Genomic DNA, 19,082 nt, shown 5'->3' on the forward strand with positions numbered 1-19,082 from the left:
ACTACTATCAACTATATTATCATGATTGTTTGAGAGTTGAGGAGAACGAAATGGATAGAAATAAGGGAATTTTGCTTGTGCTGATTGGTGCCATCTGTTGGGGAGTAGGAGGAACTGTTTCACAAAAATTGTTTCAGCAATATGGGATTTATGTCAATTGGCTTGTGACTGTCAGGCTGCTTATTTCAGGTGGACTGCTTTTATTTGTTCATTTCATGACAAAAGAACGAGCGCAACTAATTGGTGTGTGGAAAAAGAAGAGGACGGCTATGCAAGTCCTGATATTTGGAGTAATGGGCATGCTAGCTGTTCAATATACTTATATGGCATCCATTCAACTTGGGAATGCAGCTGTGGCGACGCTTCTGCAGTATACGGCCCCTGTTATGATTATCATGTATTTAGTACTTCGCCGCCAATCTACTTTTACCAAAAGAGATATGCTGACGGTGTCATTGGCGTTCATGGGCATGTTTCTCTTATTGACGAATGGTTCTGTTTCAACATTAACCGTTCCATTTGTCGCAGTGGTTTGGGGAATACTGTCTGCTGTAGCGCTTTCGTTTTATACGCTATATCCAATCAATCTGTTAAAAGAATTTGATTCTTTAGTCGTTGTCGGCTGGGCGATGCTGATTGGGGGAGCCGCCCTTAGCTTAGTCCATCCGCCATGGAAGATAAATCTTTCGCATTTACCTGTTGAAGCGTATGTTTATTTATTGTTTGTTATCATATTTGGTACAATGATCGCTTTTTGGTTTTACATAGAAAGCTTGCAATATTTATCACCGAAAGAGTCAAGCTTAATTGGAAGTGTCGAGCCCCTTGCGGCAGTTGTCACGACTGTTTTTTGGTTAAAGGAGCCATTTGGTTTTTTTCAATGGGCTGGGACAGCTTGTATTGTATACATGATTTTATTCATGGCATTATATCAGCCAAAAAAATGAGAAGGAAGGGTGTTCAAAGAGAGATTTTCATTGCAAGAAGAATTGACTGGGTGAAATATATATGAAGTGAACTATTAGTTCGTGATAACTACCTATTTAAATAAATGGGTAGTTTCTCAATTTGTATTCATGTTGCGCCTGAAAATTTACCATATGCCAGACAACATGCCCGAACATATGGTTTAATCACATGGTCTATTTCTTATGACTTGAATAAGCGCAGTAGAAGCAACCATTAAAATCAGTTTCATTCGTCATTTGTTTAGCCTCATCAATGGCGCTCTCGCCACTCATGTGCAGACCAATCAATTTACGGCTTGAAGCATCACCTAAAAATGCACAATCTTCTGTATGTACAACATATTGACCTTGATCATCTTTTGTATGAATAAAATAATAACTTTTTAGCATACCCCTCACCTCCAACCTGACTATACTACTATAAAACTTCCAAAGATGTAAAGATTTTTTATTAAAAATATTGCAATTTTATACACATTCCTTTTATTTCATAAAAAGAAAAATATGTTATAAGATCAAAGTTAATGAGAACAGACAGGACTGTTTAGATTGAAGATATGTTAACTCCTTTATTGGTCGCACTTGTCGTTGGAGGCATTGTGTACGTGATAGATGATCGTTCGATTCATCCTTTGCTTCCAATCATTTCGATGAGCAGAAAAAATAAGTGCCGTTTGTGTTTCAGCCATGCAAAAAGGACTTTCTATAGAAGAAAGTCCTTTTTGCTTCATTTATTGCGCTCCCTGACCTTTTAGTTCACGCTGCACGTCTAAGTCGTCAGCTTCTCTGCTGAACTTTGGCAGTGTAAAGAAGTAAAAAAGGAAAACGAGTAAAATAATAACGCCCATTCCGTAATAAATATAAGAAACGTTTGTAATGAGTTTTGGAAATAGTACCGCAATCAAACCTAATGTCATGGATTGAGCAAACATGGTAAGTGGGTCAACCCAGCCTGACACACGTCCCATCAGACGAGGGTGGACGATTCTCGGCAACCAGCCGCCAATGACAATGTTGACTGGGCCAATACATGTACCAATGACAAACGATGTGACGTAAAACAACCATAGTGTATGGGTGGAACCAAGTACAAAAATCAGAATGCCTGCAACCAAAATTGGAAGTGACATGAGATATTGCATCTTTACTTTTTTAGCGAGAACAGAGCCCATTATGCTGCCAACAAGTAGACCGGCACCAATTGCGATTGTAAAGAATGATGTATGCAGTTCAAAATGGTCCGGTGAAAGGCCATATTTCATTGTAAACATCGGAAGTACAGCAAATGCGCCATTGACTAGACCGAAAACAAAAAAGCCAAAAATTAAAGAAGCCAATAATTTATTTTTTATAATGTAAAGAATGCCTTCTTTAAAATCTTTTAGAGACGTTTTAATGGTCATGCCTCTCCAGCCTGCTTGTCCATTTGGCTGACGTGCTTCAATTGGAATGTTACATGTACGAATCAGGATGCCTGACACAATAAAACTGATCAAATCAATGGTAATGGCACCGTGAAGTCCAATTGTCTTATACATAATCGCACCGATTCCAACACCAAATACCATGAATAAACTAAACAGCATTTGATTTAAGCCAGCGGCTTTTGCATATTGATCTTTATTTAAAATCGCCTGAACGAGAGAGGCTTCAGCTGGATAGAAGAACTTCGTAATGGCACTTCGTATAAACAAGATCAAGAAAATAAGAGGTAGTGAATTGAAATAAATAACAATGAATAAAACAATCGTCAGCCCAGCTCGTATCCAATCGCAATTCTCTGCGACTTTTTTACGATCAAAACGATCTGCTACGACACCGACCATAAAAAAGACAAAGATCGTTGGAAGTGAATACATGAGCTCTGCTAATGTGGCGTAGGCGGGCTGATGACTAAAATGATCGAGCAAATAAAAGGCAAACGCCATATTGCCTACTGTTGTCCCCATTTGCGAAGCAAGTGCTGCAAAAAAGAGACGAACAAAATTTCTGTTTTTAAAAATATCCATAAATACGCTCCTTAACCTGAAGATCCCACTTTATATCATATAAAATTTTAAGCATTCATACAATTGATTTCTCCTACTGGCTAATGGTCACAGGTGTTCCATTTGGAACGATTGAAGCAAGTTCGATGACATTCTGATTATACATACGAATGCATCCCCTAGACACAGCTTTACCAATTGAAGACGGGTTATTCGTACCGTGGATGCCGTAATGAACTTTCGAGAGGCTTAGCCAATAGGCGCCAAAGGGACCTCCTGGGTTTGGCTGTCTGTTCACAATATAATAAGAACCTGTCGGTGTCATATTTAAAATTCTTCCTGTTGCAATCGGATACGACCGAATCAGCTCTGATCCAGAAAACAAAACGAGACGTTTGCTTGAAATCGAAACAGAGATGCGGTAAGGGATCGTATTAGGATCGGGCAGACCAGGAATGATAATGACCTCATTTTGTAACGGCTCTCGGCCTTGCAGTGAAGGGTTTGCAGCCTTTAAAGCTTCTGTTGTTGTTCGAAAATCAAGCGCTATAGAAGCAAGCGTTTCTCCGCGTTTTACCGTATATCGCAACACCAAAGGACACTCCTTTTGCTCAAATAAAAGAAGCCATGATGCCTGTCACTCAATCTATATATGGACGGAATCAGGCTAAGGAAGGTTTCTCCTAACATTTGTCATGAGAAAGATCTTTGATTATCTATATGCAAAAAGAAGCGGTTTGGCTTCTGTCTAAATGCGAGAAGAGAGGGTGAAAAAGGTTAATTCAGGTTTGGCTAAAAATCGAAGCGGCAGTCTTGTTGTCCCAAGTCCGCGGTTGACATAGATTCGGTGCTGATAACTTCCGTATAAACCTTCCACATATGTATGGCCAAAAGGTGCTGTGAGAATGGGTCCGTAGAAAGGAAGCTGCACCTGTCCGCCATGGGTATGTCCAGAAAGCTGCAAGTTAATGGGGGTTGTATCCAGCTCCAATGCTGCATCAGGCTCATGTACGAGCAGCAAGGTAAATAAATCAGATGATACTTCTCGCTTAATCAGGTCATAATCCGGCACACTCATCATCAGGTCATCCATTGTAGCAATCTGAATATGCGCCCCTTCTTTTTCTAATGGAAACACATCATTTTTACATATTGTAAAGCCGCAATCTTTCATCGTATTCTCATAAAGATCAATGCCAAATGGTCCGTAGTCATGATTACCGCATATCGCGAGCTTACCAAACGGGGCATGGAGCTCAGTCAAATAGGCTTTCGCTTTTTCATGCTCTTCAATCGATGCTTGAAAATCAACGAGATCACCTGTGAACACAATGAGGTCTGGAGACTCAGCGTTGATTTGCTGGACGACGGATTCTAATTCCTTCGCAGGAAATGTATCACTTAAATGAACATCACTAAATTGAGCAATTTTAAACTGGTCAAATGAAGCTGGAAGCTGAGCATCCCGAATGGTCATTGACACGGTATCGATCATGCGTGGTTCAATGTATCTGGCATATCCGTATCCACATGTTGTAGCTAAAAAACCGAGAATGCTCGCGCCAGCTGCTCCTTTTAAAAACTGTCTCCGAGAAAGTTGCTTCATATAAGACTCCTTTATAAATAAAATTAAGTATAGCATCATATTTAAAGAATCTCCCATATGGTGCATCTAGGGTCAATCATGATATGATAGAAATAATGAATGAATAGTCATTCAAAACCACAGAGGGGGAGAACAAATGACGAAACAAACAGTGATTGTCACAGGGGGATCAAGCGGAATGGGGAAGGCGATGGCTGTCCATTTGGCACATGAAGGCTGGAATGTCGTGATTACTGGAAGAACAGAAGAAACGTTAGAAAAGGTAGCAAATGAAATAAAACAAAATGGCGGCTCGATCGCTTACTTCCAAATGGATGTACGAAACCCAGAGGATGCCGATCAAATGGTCAAGTTTGCGGTAGATACATTTGGAGATGTGGACGCTCTGATTAACAATGCTGCAGGAAACTTTTTAGTTCCAGCAGAAAAACTATCTCCTAACGGCTGGAAGGCTGTCATTGATATTGTATTAAATGGAACATTTTTTTGCAGTCATGCAGTGGGCAATTACTGGATTCGTCAAAAGAAAAGGGGAAGTATGGTCAATATGGTGGCAACCTATGCATGGGGTGCTGGTGTAGGTGTGGCGCATTCAGCGGCAGCAAAGGCCGGTGTTTTATCTCTCACTCGAACGCTTGCAGTGGAATGGGGTAAGCAATATCGAATTCGCGTTAATGCCATCGCGCCAGGTCCAATCGAGAGAACAGGTGGTGCGGATAAACTATGGGAATCGGAAGAGGCAGCGCAAAGAACAGTAGATAGTGTTCCACTTGGCAGACTTGGTACACCAGAGGAAATTGCAAAGCTTGCAAGCTTTTTATTATCTGAACAAGCGTCTTATATAAATGGAGATTGTATCACAATGGATGGGGGGCAATGGCTCAACCAATCCCCATTTTGAATGACGATGTAAGACCTGCTTTTGATGTGTTATAATCACACAAAGAGAGAAGCAGGTGATGAAAATGGTCGATCCATTGGATATTTTAACGAATATTGAAGATGTTTTCCCGCACTATCAAGCGATATTCAGTGCGGAAGAGCAAAAAGTGATAGGCTATGAGGTTTTAGGAAGAATGAAGCTCGAGTCTGAAACAGTTAGCCTAGGCTCCTTCTTTACGGATTCATCTATTCCTGACGAATATAAAGTGGAAGTAGATCATAAAGTACTGACGCAAGCACTCGATCTTTTCACAACAGCAGATGATGATTTGCTCATTTTTATTAATCATGATGCCAATATCCTGATGCTTGATCATGGTGAAAGCTTTTTAGAACTCTTGAAGCAATATGAAGCAAGGGGTATTCAACTTAATCGGTTTGTTATCGAATTTACAGAGCATACGTTTAGCGGCGATATTGAACAGCTTTACCATACGTTAACGTATTTTCGTACATATGGTATTAAAATCGCCATTTCGAATATCGGAAAAGAAAGCAGCAATCTTGACCGGATTGCCTTGCTCTCACCCGATCTATTAAAAATAGATTTACACGCATTAAGGGCATCGGCTCCTTCTCCTTCCTATGAATATGTCTTGTACAGCATTTCATTGCTTGCGAGAAAAATAGGGGCGGCTTTAATTTATGAAGACATTGAAGCAAATTTTCAGCTGCAATATGCTTGGAGAAATGGTGGCAGATACTTTCAAGGGTTCTATCTTCACGAGCCGGCGGCGGAATTAATCGACCGCAATAAACGAAAAGATCAGCTGAGGGAAGAATTCCAGCAATTTATTGCGCATGAGAAAAAGAAACTACAAACTGTCTACGAACATTCTGAAACATTTTATAAACGAATTCACCAAGCTGTCACGACCTTAAAAAAATCATGCACTACAAATGATGAACTCATCCAAAAGCTGGCATTAGAATTATCGGATTGCAGCTTTCGGATTTATATGTGTAATGAAGAAGGCTTTCAAATCACTGGAAATGTGTTTAAAAAAGAAAAAGAATGGTTGTTCCAGCCTGAATATATCGAGAAAAACTGGAGCTGGCGTCCTTATTTCCTAGCAAATATTCTCCAAATGAGAATGAGCGGGAAAGGATTTTTCAGTGATATTTACAGCGATTTAGAAACTGGTGAGAGGATACGTACGTTTTCTTACCCGTTAGAGGGAGATATGTATTTATTTATAGATCTTCCGTATGCCTATTTATATGAGCAAGATGGATTAATTTAAAAGCACAGAGTGAAGATTGTATTATCCATTTATTAACAATCTAAGTAGCCTTTTAGGCTGCTTTTTTTGATTGAAAAAAAGAAATAAAAAATGGTTGACAATGAAACTGATAATCATTATCATTTAGTTATAGAGAGAAGCTACTCTCTGTTCCCCAACCCCTCTATCAGATCAAGATCCAAAAAACTTGGCGCTACCCCCGCCAAGTTTTTTTTGTGCTTTTCATCTTCGCCTCATGCATAGGACAGCCCAATCCTTCCATACATCTTAAGTGATGACAGTTAGACGGTAGGAGGGAACGTCATGATCAAACGTGACAAGCGGCTGCTGATTGATTTGCCAAGACCAGATCACCCAGATGCAAATGGTGCTGCTGCTGTGCAAGAATTACTCGGCGGAAAATTCGGCGAAATGTCCACATTAAATAATTACATGTTTCAATCCTTTAACTTTCGAGGAAAACGAAAACTCAAACCGTTTTATGACCTCGTATCCAGCATTACGGCTGAAGAATTCGGTCATGTAGAACTTGTGACCACAGCTGTGAATCTCATGATTACAGGGACCACCCATGGCGGAGATCCAGATACGACACCGATGAAAGCGGCTGTCGATAAACGAAATACACAGCATTTTATTCAAACGGCTCAAACAGGCTATCCGTTTGATTCCATGGCAAAACCTTGGACCGGGGAGAATGTGTTCTCAAGCGGAAACCTGATTCTTGACCTCCTTCATAATTTCTTCCTAGAATGCGGAGCACGTACGCACAAAATGCGCGTATATGAAATGACAGATCATCCTACAGCAAGAGAGATGATCGGCTATTTACTCGTCAGGGGCGGAGTGCATGTTGTGGCATATGCAAAGGCGCTTGAGGTAGCCACAGGTGTAGATGTAGGAAAGATGCTACCAATCCCAAACCTCGACAACAAATACTTTGATTCAGCGAGGAAATTTGAAGATCAAAATGTTCATACAAAGCTGTATACATTTAGTGATACGGATTACAAGGACATTAATAAGATTTGGAAAGGCAGTCATCCGATTGATGGAAAACCGCTCACAGTGATTGAGGGCACCCCGCAAGGAGCACCTGTGCCAGATTATAGAGAATTACCGGAAGAGTTTGCCCCAGGCATTTCCAAAGAGGATTTTGACGAAATTGCCAAACGTCTGATGAGATCTGCGGGTTTATAAAAACATGGTGCATGAGATTAGAAAAAAGACTCAAACTAAAAAAACAGATTCTTTTTCTTTTTTTGAATTCAAGAGGAAAAATATCATCTGAGAACACTTTATGGTATGATGCTTTGTAGGACTTGTGTATAATCAATACGGGTTCATCTTGAGTTGTTTTTTTGAAAGGAGTCTTTTTTTAGAATGTCACAATTAATGGGTATCATTACAAGGCTGCAAAGTCTTCAAGAGACAGCAGAAGCTGCAAACGAACCGGCACAGCGTTATTTCGAAGTGAACGGTGAGAAAATCTGTAGTGTTAAGTATTTCGAAAAGAATCAAACGTTTGAATTGACTGTTTTTCAACAAGGGGATAAGCCAAATACTTTCCCATTTGACAACATTGATATGATTTCGATTGAGATTTTTGAGCTTTTACAATCCTAAGCTGAATCGTATGAAATGTTTTTTCTAAGGATTCCTTCGTTTATTTGCGGCAATATACATGTGTCATGATTGGCGCAGTGTACAAATGGAAGATGATCATTCAGCGCATATTTCGGATAAGAGACCATTAAAAAGGAGTTCCTTTCTGTGAGTGATTCTTTTTACTACAATCTTTCTGAAGATCATTTAGCGTTTTCTGATGTCGTCATGAGAATGAAAGACTTTATTCGAAAAGACCCTAGATCCGCCTATGTGTTATCAATTGGTACGGACTCTCAGGTCAATCAAAATGTCACAAGATTTATGACTGCAATTCATCTCCACCGGATTGGCAAAGGGGCTTGGGGCTGCCTCACGCAACAAGTGATCAGCAGACCTGTGCAAAGCCTTAGAGAAAAAATTTCATTAGAGACAGCGTTTAGCCAAAAGGTATGTGCAGACATCCTTGAGGGGCCTTTAACAGAACTGATGGATTTGCTTCTTCCGTTTGCTGAGGAAGGGGCAGACCTCCGTTTTGAAGCCCATCTGGATATTGGCAAAAAAGGAAGTACAAAAGATCTGATCCAGGAAATGACCGGAATGATCACAGCTATGGGAATTGAAGCTAAAATAAAACCCGACTCATACGCAGCATTTTGCTATGCCAATCGATACACAAAATAAATTCCGTCATTTTTCTCCAAACCTTGTCGAAACGTGCGGTTGACGATTCGATTCTAGTTCCTTATTCTAGCTGTATAGAGAGGAAGCAGACATTCAAAAGCCTGCTAATCAATATAAAAGCATATATGAAACAGGGGGCCTGATGTTGGATGAGCGTCATCGAAAATCGTTTTAATGAAGAAGAGAAAAAGCTATTATTAAACGTATTGCTGAATCAGGAATATGCTGTCGAATTACTAAGCAGTGAGATCAATGATATAGAATGTGGAACAAAAAATGTCGATGACAATACGTATAAGCAGTTGATCACATTGTATGACAGAGTAAGGTTTGAGAATTAATATTGATTGAACATTCTATTAGATACTCGGGAGCTGAGTATCTTTTTTATGCAGAAAAAATCTTTCGACAAATTTCGTTTTAGTTTATGCTTAATGGTAAAGGGGAATGTATGATTGATGATTGAGAGAAAAGGGGTCGAAGAAACATGATAGAGATAGAACCAACTCAATTGCTTGAGTCAACAGTAGCCGAGCATATGATTGATGCAGATAAAGTGGCACATGTTCAAATTGGAAATAACCTTGAGCATGCTCTATTGGTCCTTACAAAAACAGGATATACAGCCATCCCGGTATTAGATCCTTCTTATCACCTGCATGGGTTAATTGGAACGAATATGATCATGGATAAGATCTTTGGTTTAGAACGAATTGAATTCGAAAAGCTGGACCAATTGAAGGTAGAAGAGGTTATGCTTACTGATATCCCAAGGCTTAAAACGACGGATCCTGTGCTAAAAGGCGTTCACGCTGTAACGAATAATGGATTTGTTTGTGTCGTAAATGAGGAGCAAGTCTTTGAAGGAATATTTACACGACGTGTTGTATTAAAGCGCTTAAATGAAGTGATTCATGCCGCGAAAAAATGAGCTGAAACCCAGCTTATTTTTTTTGCCTTCATAAGCTATAATTTATATAATGACCATATGGAATAAGAAAAACTTATAGAGAGAAAGGGGACGCCCATGCAGCTTCAGGAGTTACATATGCTTGTTGTGCTAAGTGAAGAATTGAATATGAGAAAGGCTTCGGAGCGGCTCTTTGTCTCTCAGCCTGCTTTATCCCAAAGATTGCAGACGATTGAAAAAGAGTGGGGAACCAAAATCTTTTTTCGTTCTCAGAAAGGGCTCACCGTGACTTCGGCAGGTGAACAGATCATTCAATTTGCAAAAGAGGTGACGGTTGAGCAAGATCGAGTGAGAGAGAGAATCGATGAACTTGAAGGGGAAATTCACGGTACACTAAAGCTTGCGGTTGCATCCATTATTGGACAGCACTGGCTGCCGAAAGTGTTAAAGCGATATGTCGAAAAGTACCCAAATGCGAAGGTATCACTTGTGACCGGCTGGAGTAGTGAAATGCTCAAAAGCTTATACGAGGACCACGTGCACATTGGGATCATTCGCGGAAACCCTGATTGGAAGGGAACAAAGGAATATTTGATGACAGATCATTTATATTTAGTCGATTCCGTTATCAAAGACGTGGACGAGTTAATCGAGACAGAACGCCCGTTTATTCAATTTAAAAGCGACAGCACGTATTATCAGGAAATCCAGCACTGGTGGCATCAAAAATTCAAAGTGTCTCCAAAGCAGACGATTCTAGTGGACCAGATTGAGACGTGTAAACAAATGGCCTACCACGGCATCGGCTACGCCATTTTGCCTTCGGTCACCTTATACGACCACGAAAAAAGTGTTCATAAAACACCGCTTGTTGACGTGAATGGAGAGCAAATCGGACGTGACACATGGCTGCTAGGCTATGAAGCTTCTTTTCAATTAAAACAAGTGCAAGCATTTGTCGGTGTGGTCAAAGAAATGCTTGAAAGTGATGCGGTGTAAGTACCTTCTTGGAAAAGAAAGGTGCTTTTTTAGGTGAATGATCATTTACTTATTGCACGCATATCAAAGCAACAGATAGATGGAGCGAATCATAGAGGAGACTTCGATCTTATGAAAAACAATCAATTAATCAAAATGAACAAACCAGAATGGGGAGATCATTTGCGCGTGAGGTGGCGTGAACGTTTTGCTAGTCATCTTTCAATGAAAGAACAAAACGAGATATCAATAGATGATTTTTTATGGCATTTATGCAGTTTTGGAATGGTTACATGCCTTGAAAATGCTGAAGCGATAGACGCATTTCTTCAACAATCAAAGGATAAGTGTACTGTTTTTTATCAATTTGTTGACGAGGCGTATCTTTTCGAAAATGCCAGCTCTCTTTTAATCAATGATTTACCATATCAATCTAATCATATGGATTATAACGATATGTATGTGATGGATTGGAATGAAAAATGGACATTTGTGATGACGCATGAAACGGATTATGGTCCATATTTTATTCAAATAGATGAAACGAACGAATGAGAAACCGATGATCTCTTCGATATGAAAAACCCGCCTTCCAATTGGAATGAGCGGGTTTTTCATTGGGTTATCGTATTGATTGGTCAAAGCTTTTTTATGAAATCATTTGACAATGAAAATCATTATCATTTAAAGTGTACATATAATAATTGAAAATGATTATCATTTAGATGGGGTGACCGATAGATGAAAGCACTAATTACATTTGCGAGTATGTCTGGTAATACAGAAGATATGGCAGCGATCATAAAGCAAACACTAGAAGGAATAGGGATCGATACAGAGATGTTGGAATTTGATGATACAAGCGCAGAGGATCTTTCTTCATACGATTATGTGTTCATCGGTTCTTATACATGGGGTGATGGTGATTTACCTTATGAAGCTGAGGACTTTTATGAAGAGGTCTCCACGCTTGAACTAAGTGACATCAAAGCAGCTGTGTTCGGATCTGGAGATTACAGCTACCCGAAGTTTTGTGAGGCTGTTCATACATTTCATGACATGCTCAAATCAACCGGTGCATCTGTATTTCCTGAAACATTGAAAATGGAGCTTGCGCCTGATACCGATGAGGATGTGGCGTGCTGTCAGGAATTTGCGACAAGCTTTTTAACGTGGGCGGCGCTATCTGAGAAACGAGTTGAAAACCATGTTTCATAAAGGAGCGACAGCTGTTGCTGCATCTAAAAACGGTGGATACTTTGTCGCTGTAAAACGTGAAGGTATTTTTCACTACAGTGTGGAGAGCGGGTGGCAGCAACTGTTTAAGCTCAAGCATAAAATTCATGCCATCAGCTATATTGGACCTTATTTATTCGGTGTTGGTGAAAATGGCACAGTGATTAGATCAGGAGATGAAGGTCATACATGGGCGCTATCATCATTTCCAACAAATGCAGTCGTTTGGTCTATTACAGGACGCAAAGATGGGTTTGTGTGTGCACATGGAAAACATAGTATTTATGTGTCAAATGATTTCGGGATTTCCTGGGAAATTATGAAGCCATTTGCTCATGTGAACCACCCGCCTGTCATTCGTTCCTTATGTGCTGCAGGTGATCACCTTTATATTGGAACACAGATTCATGATGTTCACGGAGGAATATGGGTGTATGACTTGGAGAGTGAACAGGTTTTCCTCCTAAACAGAGAGGAGCACCGGATGACAGCTTCTATGCTGCTCTGTCAGGAGCATCTGCTTGTTTGCGCATTGGGATCAAAAAAAGGCAAAAAGGGATCTGTTCAAATTTTAGATTTACATACCAATATGCTGCATGATATTCAATCACAAGCCTTTGCTAGAGAGGAATCATTTTTGGATGTGTCAGAGGATAATGGCATTGTGTATGTGACGACTTCACAAGACGAACACGGGTTTTCTAAAGTGTATCAGCTTGATATTGAGCAAAAAGAGCTCAAATGGTTTGATACGATCAAAGGACACGGTTTTCGTGTAGCCAATCAAAATGAAAACTTTTTCTGTGCTGGTTTATATGAGAGCAAGTTTGTAAGACCATATGAGGAGCCGGCATTGATTCATTGATAAGGAGGAAGAAAAAGTGACAGAAAAGGTTTTACTCGTGTATGCCACGATGTCTGGGAATACAGAAGCGATGGCAGATCTAATTGAAAAAGGAATAACAGAAGCAGGAGCCAGGGTGGACCGTCATGAAGCGATGGATATTGATGCAGAGCTTCTCAATGATTACACGCACATTATGTTAGGTGCGTACACATGGGGAGATGGTGACCTTCCTGATGATTTTATTGATTTATATGAAGAAATGGAAGAGCTTGATTTAACGGGAAAAGCATTTGCTGTATTCGGTTCCGGGGATACATCTTATGAGCATTTTTGCGGAGCTGTTGACCTAATCGAAGAAAAAGTGAAGGAACTTGGCGGTGACATTGTCCTGCCATCCGTCAAGATCGAGCTAAATCCAGAAGGAGAAGAAGAAGAGAAATTGATTTCTTTTGGCAAACAATTTGTTCATCTTCACCAGCAGGAAGCGGGGTAATCAGTCCCGCTTGTTTTATTTTCCATTGAAGAGTCAACTCTTTCACTTGTCATTAAAACTCTCCTTTGGTACAGTAATGAAGTATAAATTAAGAGGAGGACATACATACATGAAACAAATGGACGCTAATGAAATTATTTCATTTATTCAAAATAGTACAAAATCAACACCTGTCAAAGTCTACATCAAAGGTGATTTAGAAGGTATTGAGTTTGGTGAACATGCAAAAACGTTCATCACAGGAAACACCGGAGTTGTTTTCGGTGAGTGGAGCGACATTCAAGAAGCGCTAGAAACGAACAAAGACAAAATTGAAGATGTTGTCGTGGAAAATGACCGCCGCAACTCTGCAATCCCGATGTTAGATTTAAAGAACATTAAAGCGCGTATTGAGCCAGGTGCGATCATTCGTGACCAAGTTGAAATCGGTGATAATGCAGTCATCATGATGGGGGCTTCTATTAATATCGGCTCTGTGATCGGCGAAGGTACGATGATTGACATGAACGTGGTGCTTGGCGGCCGTGCGACAGTAGGTAAGAACTGTCATATCGGTGCTGGATCTGTTCTTGCAGGTGTCATTGAGCCACCATCTGCTAAACCAGTTGTCGTAGAAGATGATGTTGTCATCGGTGCGAACGCTGTAGTTCTAGAAGGTGTAACAATTGGTAAAGGTGCAGTCGTAGCTGCTGGTGCGATCGTTGTGAACGATGTAGAGCCTTACACAGTTGTAGCAGGTACACCTGCAAAGAAAATCAAAGACATTGATGAAAAAACAAAAGGTAAAACAGAAATTAAACAAGAACTGCGTCAGCTTTAATTCATACAATTCGCAGCTGAAGACATAGACGTGGATGATATATCCACGTCTTATTCGTATAGAGGAAAGGAAGCGAGTTCACTTGTTAAATCGTGAGCAATTGATATCCATTCGAAGAGATTTACATCAAATCCCTGAGCTTGGTTTTAAGGAATTCAAAACACAAGCGTACCTCATCAATCATCTTAGTGCTTATTCAAAAGATCGAGTTGAGATAGAAACATGGCGAACTGGACTTTTTGTCAAAGTAAAGGGAACAAATCCTGAGCGCGTATTTGCGTATCGTGCAGATATGGACGGTCTGTCAATTCCTGAGGACACAGGGTATCCATTTCAATCAGTACATGAAGGGAAGATGCATGCGTGTGGACATGACCTGCATATGACCATCGCACTTGGGATCATTGATCATTTCGTTCATGAGCCAATCAAAGAAGATCTATTATTTATGTTCCAACCGGCAGAAGAAGGTCCAGGCGGAGCTGAACCGATGCTTACAAGTGATGTGCTGAAAAAGTGGACGCCAGATTTTATTACAGCACTGCATATTGCACCTGAATATCCTGTCGGAACGATAGCCACAAAGCCAGGGCTGCTTTTTGCCAATACGAGTGAGCTTGTGATAGATCTTGAAGGAAAAGGCGGACACGCTGCTTACCCTCATTTAGCGAATGATATGGTTGTGGCAGCGAGCGCACTTGTAGGTCAGTTGCAATCGGTTATTTCTCGTAATGTCGATCCTCTTGATAGTGCGGTCATCACGATTGGCACGATTACCGGGGGAACGGCTCAAAATATCATTGCACAGCATGCAAAGCTTGATGGCACCATTCGTACACTTTCACCAGAATCTATGGAAAAAGTGAGAAAGCGAATTGAAGCACTAGCAAAAGGGATTGAAATTGGCTACGAATGCAAGGCAACCGTGCGATACCCTTCATCTTATTACGAAGTGGATAATTCAAAGGAACTGACAGAGGAATTTATGTCATATGTCGCCGGAGAAGGGCTTGCGAATGTGATTGAATGCAGAGAAGCCATGACAGGAGAAGATTTTGGCTACATGCTGAAAAAATACCCTGGATTCATGTTTTGGTTAGGGGTCGATTCAGAATATGGCCTGCATCATGCAAAACTTATGCCTGATGAAAAAGCGATAGAAACCGCAGTAAACGTTATGACGGCTTATTTCAAAAAGCAAGCAGGTGAATGAATAATCAAGCTACCTCCTGTACACCTTATGAACAGGAGGTGTTCTTGATTATGACAAGAATTGGTGTAGAACCATCTTTATCCGATGTAGAAGAACTACTGAAGCAAAAAGGGTATGACGTCGTACGTATTCAAAATGAACAGCAAATGGATCAGTGTGACTGCTATGTAGTCACAGGGCTAGATTCAAATGTTCTTGGCATTTCAGACACAACGACAAAGGCATCTGTGATTACCGCGTCTGGTATGACGGCTGATGAAATTTGTCAAGAAGTAGAACAGCGTGTTCAATAAAACAAACAAGAAAAAGAACCGGTAGATGATCATCCCGGTTCTTTTTGCTCTTTTTCTATATCGAGTACTTCTTTCATTTTTTTGCGCAAGATTCGTTCTACCCGCCATTGCTCCATTGTTTCGGTTTTTGCAATGATGCGCAGTACAAGGGAAGAGGATCCAAACGCCTCCACGCCGACAACTTGAGGGCCTTCGATAATTTGAGGAATGTCTTTTCGTACCTCATCACACGCAGCTTGAAGGGCTGTGATCATTTGATCCACATTCTCTTCTGGAGATAGCTCGATATCAACGAGTGCCTGCATAGTCCCTCTTGAATGATTGCTCACGTTCAATATGCTTCGATTTGGAATAAAATGAAGGGTGCCGTCAAAGCTTCGAAGCTGCGTGGTTCTAAGTCCAATTTGTTCTACGATCCCATCAAAGCCAGCAACTGTTATGTATTCTCCCACATCGAATTGTTTCTCTAATAATATAAAGAATCCTGTCACAATATCACTCACTAGTCCTTGAGCGCCAAAACCGATTGCAAGCCCCACAACGCCTGCGCCAGCTAGCAAAGCGGTCGGGTTATAATGAAATAAGTCGAGGATCATGACAACTAAAATAAAAATCAATATGTAGGCGAAAATATTTAGCGTGAGACTTTGCAGCGTCTGAGCTCTTGATAAAGAGACGTCATGCCTTTCAGAGAAAGTGGAATAGGCACGCTTAATCATCTTATTTCCGATGGCTCTGATGATAAAATAAATCACAAAAATAGCGATTAGTTTTAGCAAAATCATACTGCTATTGAGGATAATGGAAACCCAATCTATTTGTTCAAATGCTTTCATGATCTTCAAAACCTTTCTATGTATGCTCTAATAGAGAAGCTAATCATTTGTTCCCTTCTGCAAGACATGTTAAACTTTTGTTAAGTGAAGCAAGAGATTGTGACAAATCGTTAATTAAATTTATTATTAATTAATATTGACTAAAAACCGCTTAAGTATTATAATTGTAATTGTGAAGTTATTAACTAAATGAGAATTTCAACTTTTGATTCTCATTTTATATACAGCTTAGAAGTCTGTATAAAGATATTATTTTTGGAGGGATTTACATATGGCAGAGCGTTTTGTAGGAAAACAAGCTCCACGTTTTGAAATGGAAGCAGTACTTGCTAACAAGGAATTTGGTAAAGTAAGTCTAGAAGAAAACATGAAGAATGACAAATGGACAGTTCTTTTCTTCTATCCGATGGATTTCACATTTGTTTGCCCAACTGAAATTACAGCAATGAGCGATCGTTATGATGAGTTCGAAGATTTAGATGCTGAAATCATTGGTGTATCTACTGATACAATCCATACGCATCTTGCTTGGATCAACACAGACCGTAAAGACAATGGTCTAGGCGAATTGAAATATCCGCTAGCTGCTGACACAAACCACACAGTATCTAGAGAATACGGCGTTTTAATTGAAGAAGAAGGAATTGCACTTCGCGGTCTATTCATTATCAATCCTGAAGGCGAACTTCAATATCAAACAGTATTCCACAACAATATCGGTCGTGATGTAGATGAGACATTACGTGTTCTTCAAGCATTACAAACTGGTGGACTTTGCCCAGCGAACTGGAAGCCTGGTCAAAAAACACTTTAATTGATAGCTGAAGAAACAGGAGGGTCTAACTAATGTTAGACCTTTTTGTTTCGACACATACAATGGATGGAGGCGCTTCATAATGAAATTACGTCAACCAATGCCAGAACTAACTGGTGCAAAAGAATGGTTAAATGGAGAAGTAACAAAAGAAGATCTAATTGGTGACAAACCAACATTGATTCATTTCTGGTCAGTCAGCTGTCATCTTTGTAAAGAGGCAATGCCTCAAGTCAATCAATTCCGTGATGAATACAAGGATCAACTAAACGTGATAGCCGTTCATATGCCGCGATCAGAGGATGACCTAGATCTGGATAAGATCAAGGAAGTTGCGAAAGAGCATGAAATCACGCAGCCAATTTTTGTGGATAGTGATCATAAGTTAACAGAAGCCTTTGAAAATGAATATGTACCAGCATATTATGTATTTGATAAAACAGGTGCTCTGCGCCACTTCCAAGCTGGCGGAAGCGGAATGAAAATGCTTGAGAAACGTGTCAATCGAGTGCTTTCTGAGTCTGAAAAGGCTGCAGAATAGGCTTTCCCCCATAAATGGGGGTTTTTTCATGGACAAAAATAGGCGACCTATTGCACGGAATGGACTTCGCCTTCCTAAGAAAAGAGAAATTGGGGGAGTTTATTAAAAAATATTCCTGAAACAAAAAGGTCTAAAGACCTATTTACATTTTTGTTTTGAAATGAAAATGTAAAGGTTTTAACTTTTTACTATTCAGAACGTTTTTGCACAAAAGAAATTTCAGTTTGGTAAATAACGATGTAAATCAAGTAGTATAAGTGTTTATTCAAATTTTTTACAATATTTTAAGGTTTGTCAAAAGCCTTTAGTGGCAATGAAATGGATGCCGATTGTTCCTCTTTGGCAAAATTTTAGTTGAAAATACCTATCTGATAACAAACTGTAAAATGATAAAAAAATAGTTGATAAAATTAGTTTTCTAATCTAATATTTACTATAGAATATTTTTTATATGATGAGGGGGAAATCCATTGTTTAATGAGAGGGAAGCGTTACGATTACGATTGGAACAATTAAACGAAGCAGAAGTAAAGGTCATCCGTGAATATCAAATTGAGCGAGATACGATTTATGCAAAATTAAGAGAATTAGACCGTCATGGAACAGGTCTAGTGTCAGATACAAAAAAAGAAGTGCGTACAGAAAGAAAAACGGATTCACTGCCTGTATTAGCTGAACTGGCTGCACAAGAAATGAGAAGCTACCAGCCGCCTGCACAATCACAATCAAATGCTGTATCAACTTTAGGAACAGGACAGCTAAACGGTGCACCTGTAGGTATTCCTGAAGGATCTACAAGACGCAGAAGAGGCACAGCTCGCCCTGGTTCAAAGGCAGCTAAGCTTCGCGAAGCTGCGATTAAAACGTTAAAGCGTCATAATGCAGCGATTAAAAGCTCTGAACTTCAAAAAGAAATTGAAAAAGAGAGCGGTCTTGAAATTCCAAATATGACAACGTTTATGCAAAGCTTAATTAAAATGTATCCTGAAGTGAAAAAGCCATATCGCGGACAGTATATTTTAGAAGGCGATATTCAAACAGAAGACGAATAAATAAAAAAGAAA

Annotated in this window: 25 protein-coding genes; 19 read left to right on the top strand and 6 right to left on the bottom strand. The window is 39.9% G+C overall.

Annotation, left to right across the window (positions count from 1 at the left end):
- Positions 1 to 50 precede the first annotated feature (50 nt).
- Positions 51 to 947 (top strand): DMT family transporter, encoded by an 897-nt coding sequence (locus NSS78_RS06755; RefSeq protein ID WP_003211579.1) that lies wholly within the window; start codon positions 51 to 53, stop codon positions 945 to 947.
- A gap of 195 nt (positions 948 to 1,142) precedes the next feature.
- Here NSS78_RS06755 and NSS78_RS06760 read toward each other — a convergent pair whose 3' ends face one another.
- The 5 genes from NSS78_RS06760 to NSS78_RS06780 all read right to left on the bottom strand — a co-directional run bounded on the left by NSS78_RS06760 (position 1,143) and on the right by NSS78_RS06780 (position 4,562).
- A complete protein-coding gene (locus NSS78_RS06760) occupies positions 1,143 to 1,358 on the bottom strand; it encodes a hypothetical protein (RefSeq protein WP_050945147.1) in 216 nt (71 codons plus the stop codon).
- Positions 1,359 to 1,537: 179 nt separating this feature from the next.
- Positions 1,538 to 1,699 (bottom strand): hypothetical protein, encoded by a 162-nt coding sequence (locus NSS78_RS06765; protein WP_170965988.1) that lies wholly within the window; start codon positions 1,697 to 1,699, stop codon positions 1,538 to 1,540.
- Positions 1,700 to 2,977 (bottom strand): MFS transporter, encoded by a 1,278-nt coding sequence (locus NSS78_RS06770; protein ID WP_212045814.1) that lies wholly within the window; start codon positions 2,975 to 2,977, stop codon positions 1,700 to 1,702.
- A 73-nt stretch (positions 2,978 to 3,050) separates the two neighbouring features.
- Positions 3,051 to 3,548 (bottom strand): L,D-transpeptidase family protein, encoded by a 498-nt coding sequence (locus tag NSS78_RS06775; protein ID WP_034619946.1) that lies wholly within the window; start codon positions 3,546 to 3,548, stop codon positions 3,051 to 3,053.
- 156 nt (positions 3,549 to 3,704) lie between these two features.
- Positions 3,705 to 4,562 (bottom strand): metallophosphoesterase, encoded by an 858-nt coding sequence (locus tag NSS78_RS06780; RefSeq protein ID WP_050945144.1) that lies wholly within the window; start codon positions 4,560 to 4,562, stop codon positions 3,705 to 3,707.
- A 136-nt stretch (positions 4,563 to 4,698) separates the two neighbouring features.
- Between NSS78_RS06780 and fadH the strand changes: the two genes are divergently transcribed.
- The 15 genes from fadH (at position 4,699) to NSS78_RS06855 (ending at position 15,827) form a co-directional block, all read left to right on the top strand.
- Positions 4,699 to 5,463, top strand: coding sequence for a 2,4-dienoyl-CoA reductase (gene fadH, locus NSS78_RS06785; protein ID WP_003211125.1), 765 nt, complete (start codon positions 4,699 to 4,701; stop codon positions 5,461 to 5,463).
- 64 nt (positions 5,464 to 5,527) lie between these two features.
- Positions 5,528 to 6,748 carry an EAL-associated domain-containing protein gene (locus NSS78_RS06790; RefSeq protein ID WP_321999033.1) on the top strand — a complete coding sequence of 407 codons (1,221 nt, stop codon included), beginning with the start codon at positions 5,528 to 5,530 and terminating at the stop codon, positions 6,746 to 6,748.
- A gap of 303 nt (positions 6,749 to 7,051) precedes the next feature.
- A complete protein-coding gene (locus tag NSS78_RS06795) occupies positions 7,052 to 7,948 on the top strand; it encodes a manganese catalase family protein (RefSeq protein ID WP_003210823.1) in 897 nt (298 codons plus the stop codon).
- 183 nt (positions 7,949 to 8,131) lie between these two features.
- Positions 8,132 to 8,374, top strand: coding sequence for a DUF1797 family protein (locus NSS78_RS06800; protein ID WP_003212254.1), 243 nt, complete (start codon positions 8,132 to 8,134; stop codon positions 8,372 to 8,374).
- Positions 8,375 to 8,521: 147 nt separating this feature from the next.
- Entirely contained in the window at positions 8,522 to 9,037 is a 516-nt protein-coding gene (locus NSS78_RS06805) for a ribonuclease H-like YkuK family protein (RefSeq protein WP_003212504.1), read from the top strand.
- Positions 9,038 to 9,186: 149 nt separating this feature from the next.
- Complete coding sequence (abbA, locus tag NSS78_RS06810; protein WP_003210802.1) at positions 9,187 to 9,378, top strand: antirepressor AbbA; 192 nt, start codon at positions 9,187 to 9,189, stop codon at positions 9,376 to 9,378.
- 146 nt (positions 9,379 to 9,524) lie between these two features.
- Positions 9,525 to 9,968 (top strand): cyclic-di-AMP-binding protein CbpB, encoded by a 444-nt coding sequence (gene cbpB / locus NSS78_RS06815; RefSeq protein ID WP_003210874.1) that lies wholly within the window; start codon positions 9,525 to 9,527, stop codon positions 9,966 to 9,968.
- A gap of 96 nt (positions 9,969 to 10,064) precedes the next feature.
- Positions 10,065 to 10,946: a LysR family transcriptional regulator gene (locus tag NSS78_RS06820; RefSeq protein ID WP_003211236.1), complete on the top strand. Its 882-nt coding sequence runs from the start codon at positions 10,065 to 10,067 to the stop codon at positions 10,944 to 10,946.
- Between the two features lie 111 nt (positions 10,947 to 11,057).
- Positions 11,058 to 11,480 (top strand): DUF4275 family protein, encoded by a 423-nt coding sequence (locus tag NSS78_RS06825; protein WP_050945468.1) that lies wholly within the window; start codon positions 11,058 to 11,060, stop codon positions 11,478 to 11,480.
- Positions 11,481 to 11,666: 186 nt separating this feature from the next.
- A complete protein-coding gene (locus NSS78_RS06830) occupies positions 11,667 to 12,143 on the top strand; it encodes a flavodoxin (protein ID WP_003212484.1) in 477 nt (158 codons plus the stop codon).
- Positions 12,133 to 13,026: a hypothetical protein gene (locus NSS78_RS06835; protein ID WP_095117790.1), complete on the top strand. Its 894-nt coding sequence runs from the start codon at positions 12,133 to 12,135 to the stop codon at positions 13,024 to 13,026. Before NSS78_RS06830 ends, NSS78_RS06835 begins: the two co-directional genes overlap by 11 nt.
- A 49-nt stretch (positions 13,027 to 13,075) precedes the next feature.
- Entirely contained in the window at positions 13,076 to 13,501 is a 426-nt protein-coding gene (locus NSS78_RS06840; RefSeq protein ID WP_229200389.1) for a flavodoxin, read from the top strand.
- A gap of 109 nt (positions 13,502 to 13,610) precedes the next feature.
- Positions 13,611 to 14,321 carry a 2,3,4,5-tetrahydropyridine-2,6-dicarboxylate N-acetyltransferase gene (gene dapD / locus NSS78_RS06845; protein WP_003212204.1) on the top strand — a complete coding sequence of 237 codons (711 nt, stop codon included), beginning with the start codon at positions 13,611 to 13,613 and terminating at the stop codon, positions 14,319 to 14,321.
- Between the two features lie 34 nt (positions 14,322 to 14,355).
- Positions 14,356 to 15,534 (top strand): N-acetyldiaminopimelate deacetylase, encoded by a 1,179-nt coding sequence (locus NSS78_RS06850; protein ID WP_050782659.1) that lies wholly within the window; start codon positions 14,356 to 14,358, stop codon positions 15,532 to 15,534.
- Positions 15,535 to 15,584: 50 nt separating this feature from the next.
- Positions 15,585 to 15,827, top strand: a complete 243-nt coding sequence (locus NSS78_RS06855) for a YkuS family protein (RefSeq protein ID WP_003211408.1) — start codon at positions 15,585 to 15,587, stop codon at positions 15,825 to 15,827.
- A gap of 29 nt (positions 15,828 to 15,856) precedes the next feature.
- Here the strand turns inward: NSS78_RS06855 and NSS78_RS06860 are convergent, their stop codons facing one another.
- The gene (locus NSS78_RS06860) at positions 15,857 to 16,663 is read right to left on the bottom strand and encodes a mechanosensitive ion channel family protein (RefSeq protein WP_137054698.1); all 807 of its coding nucleotides are present in this window, start codon (positions 16,661 to 16,663) and stop codon (positions 15,857 to 15,859) included.
- 271 nt (positions 16,664 to 16,934) lie between these two features.
- Here NSS78_RS06860 and ahpA point away from each other — a divergent pair, with 271 nt between their 5' ends.
- The 3 genes from ahpA to rok all read left to right on the top strand — a co-directional run bounded on the left by ahpA (position 16,935) and on the right by rok (position 19,070).
- A complete protein-coding gene (gene ahpA, locus NSS78_RS06865) occupies positions 16,935 to 17,477 on the top strand; it encodes a biofilm-specific peroxidase AhpA (RefSeq protein WP_003211758.1) in 543 nt (180 codons plus the stop codon).
- 82 nt (positions 17,478 to 17,559) lie between these two features.
- Positions 17,560 to 18,018, top strand: coding sequence for a TlpA disulfide reductase family protein (locus tag NSS78_RS06870; RefSeq protein WP_003211884.1), 459 nt, complete (start codon positions 17,560 to 17,562; stop codon positions 18,016 to 18,018).
- 470 nt (positions 18,019 to 18,488) lie between these two features.
- Positions 18,489 to 19,070, top strand: coding sequence for a transcriptional regulator Rok (rok, locus tag NSS78_RS06875; RefSeq protein WP_003210851.1), 582 nt, complete (start codon positions 18,489 to 18,491; stop codon positions 19,068 to 19,070).
- Positions 19,071 to 19,082 lie beyond the last annotated feature (12 nt).

Source organism: Bacillus sp. FSL W8-0920 (genome assembly GCF_038593215.1).
Lineage (GTDB): Bacteria > Bacillota > Bacilli > Bacillales > Bacillaceae > Bacillus > Bacillus pumilus.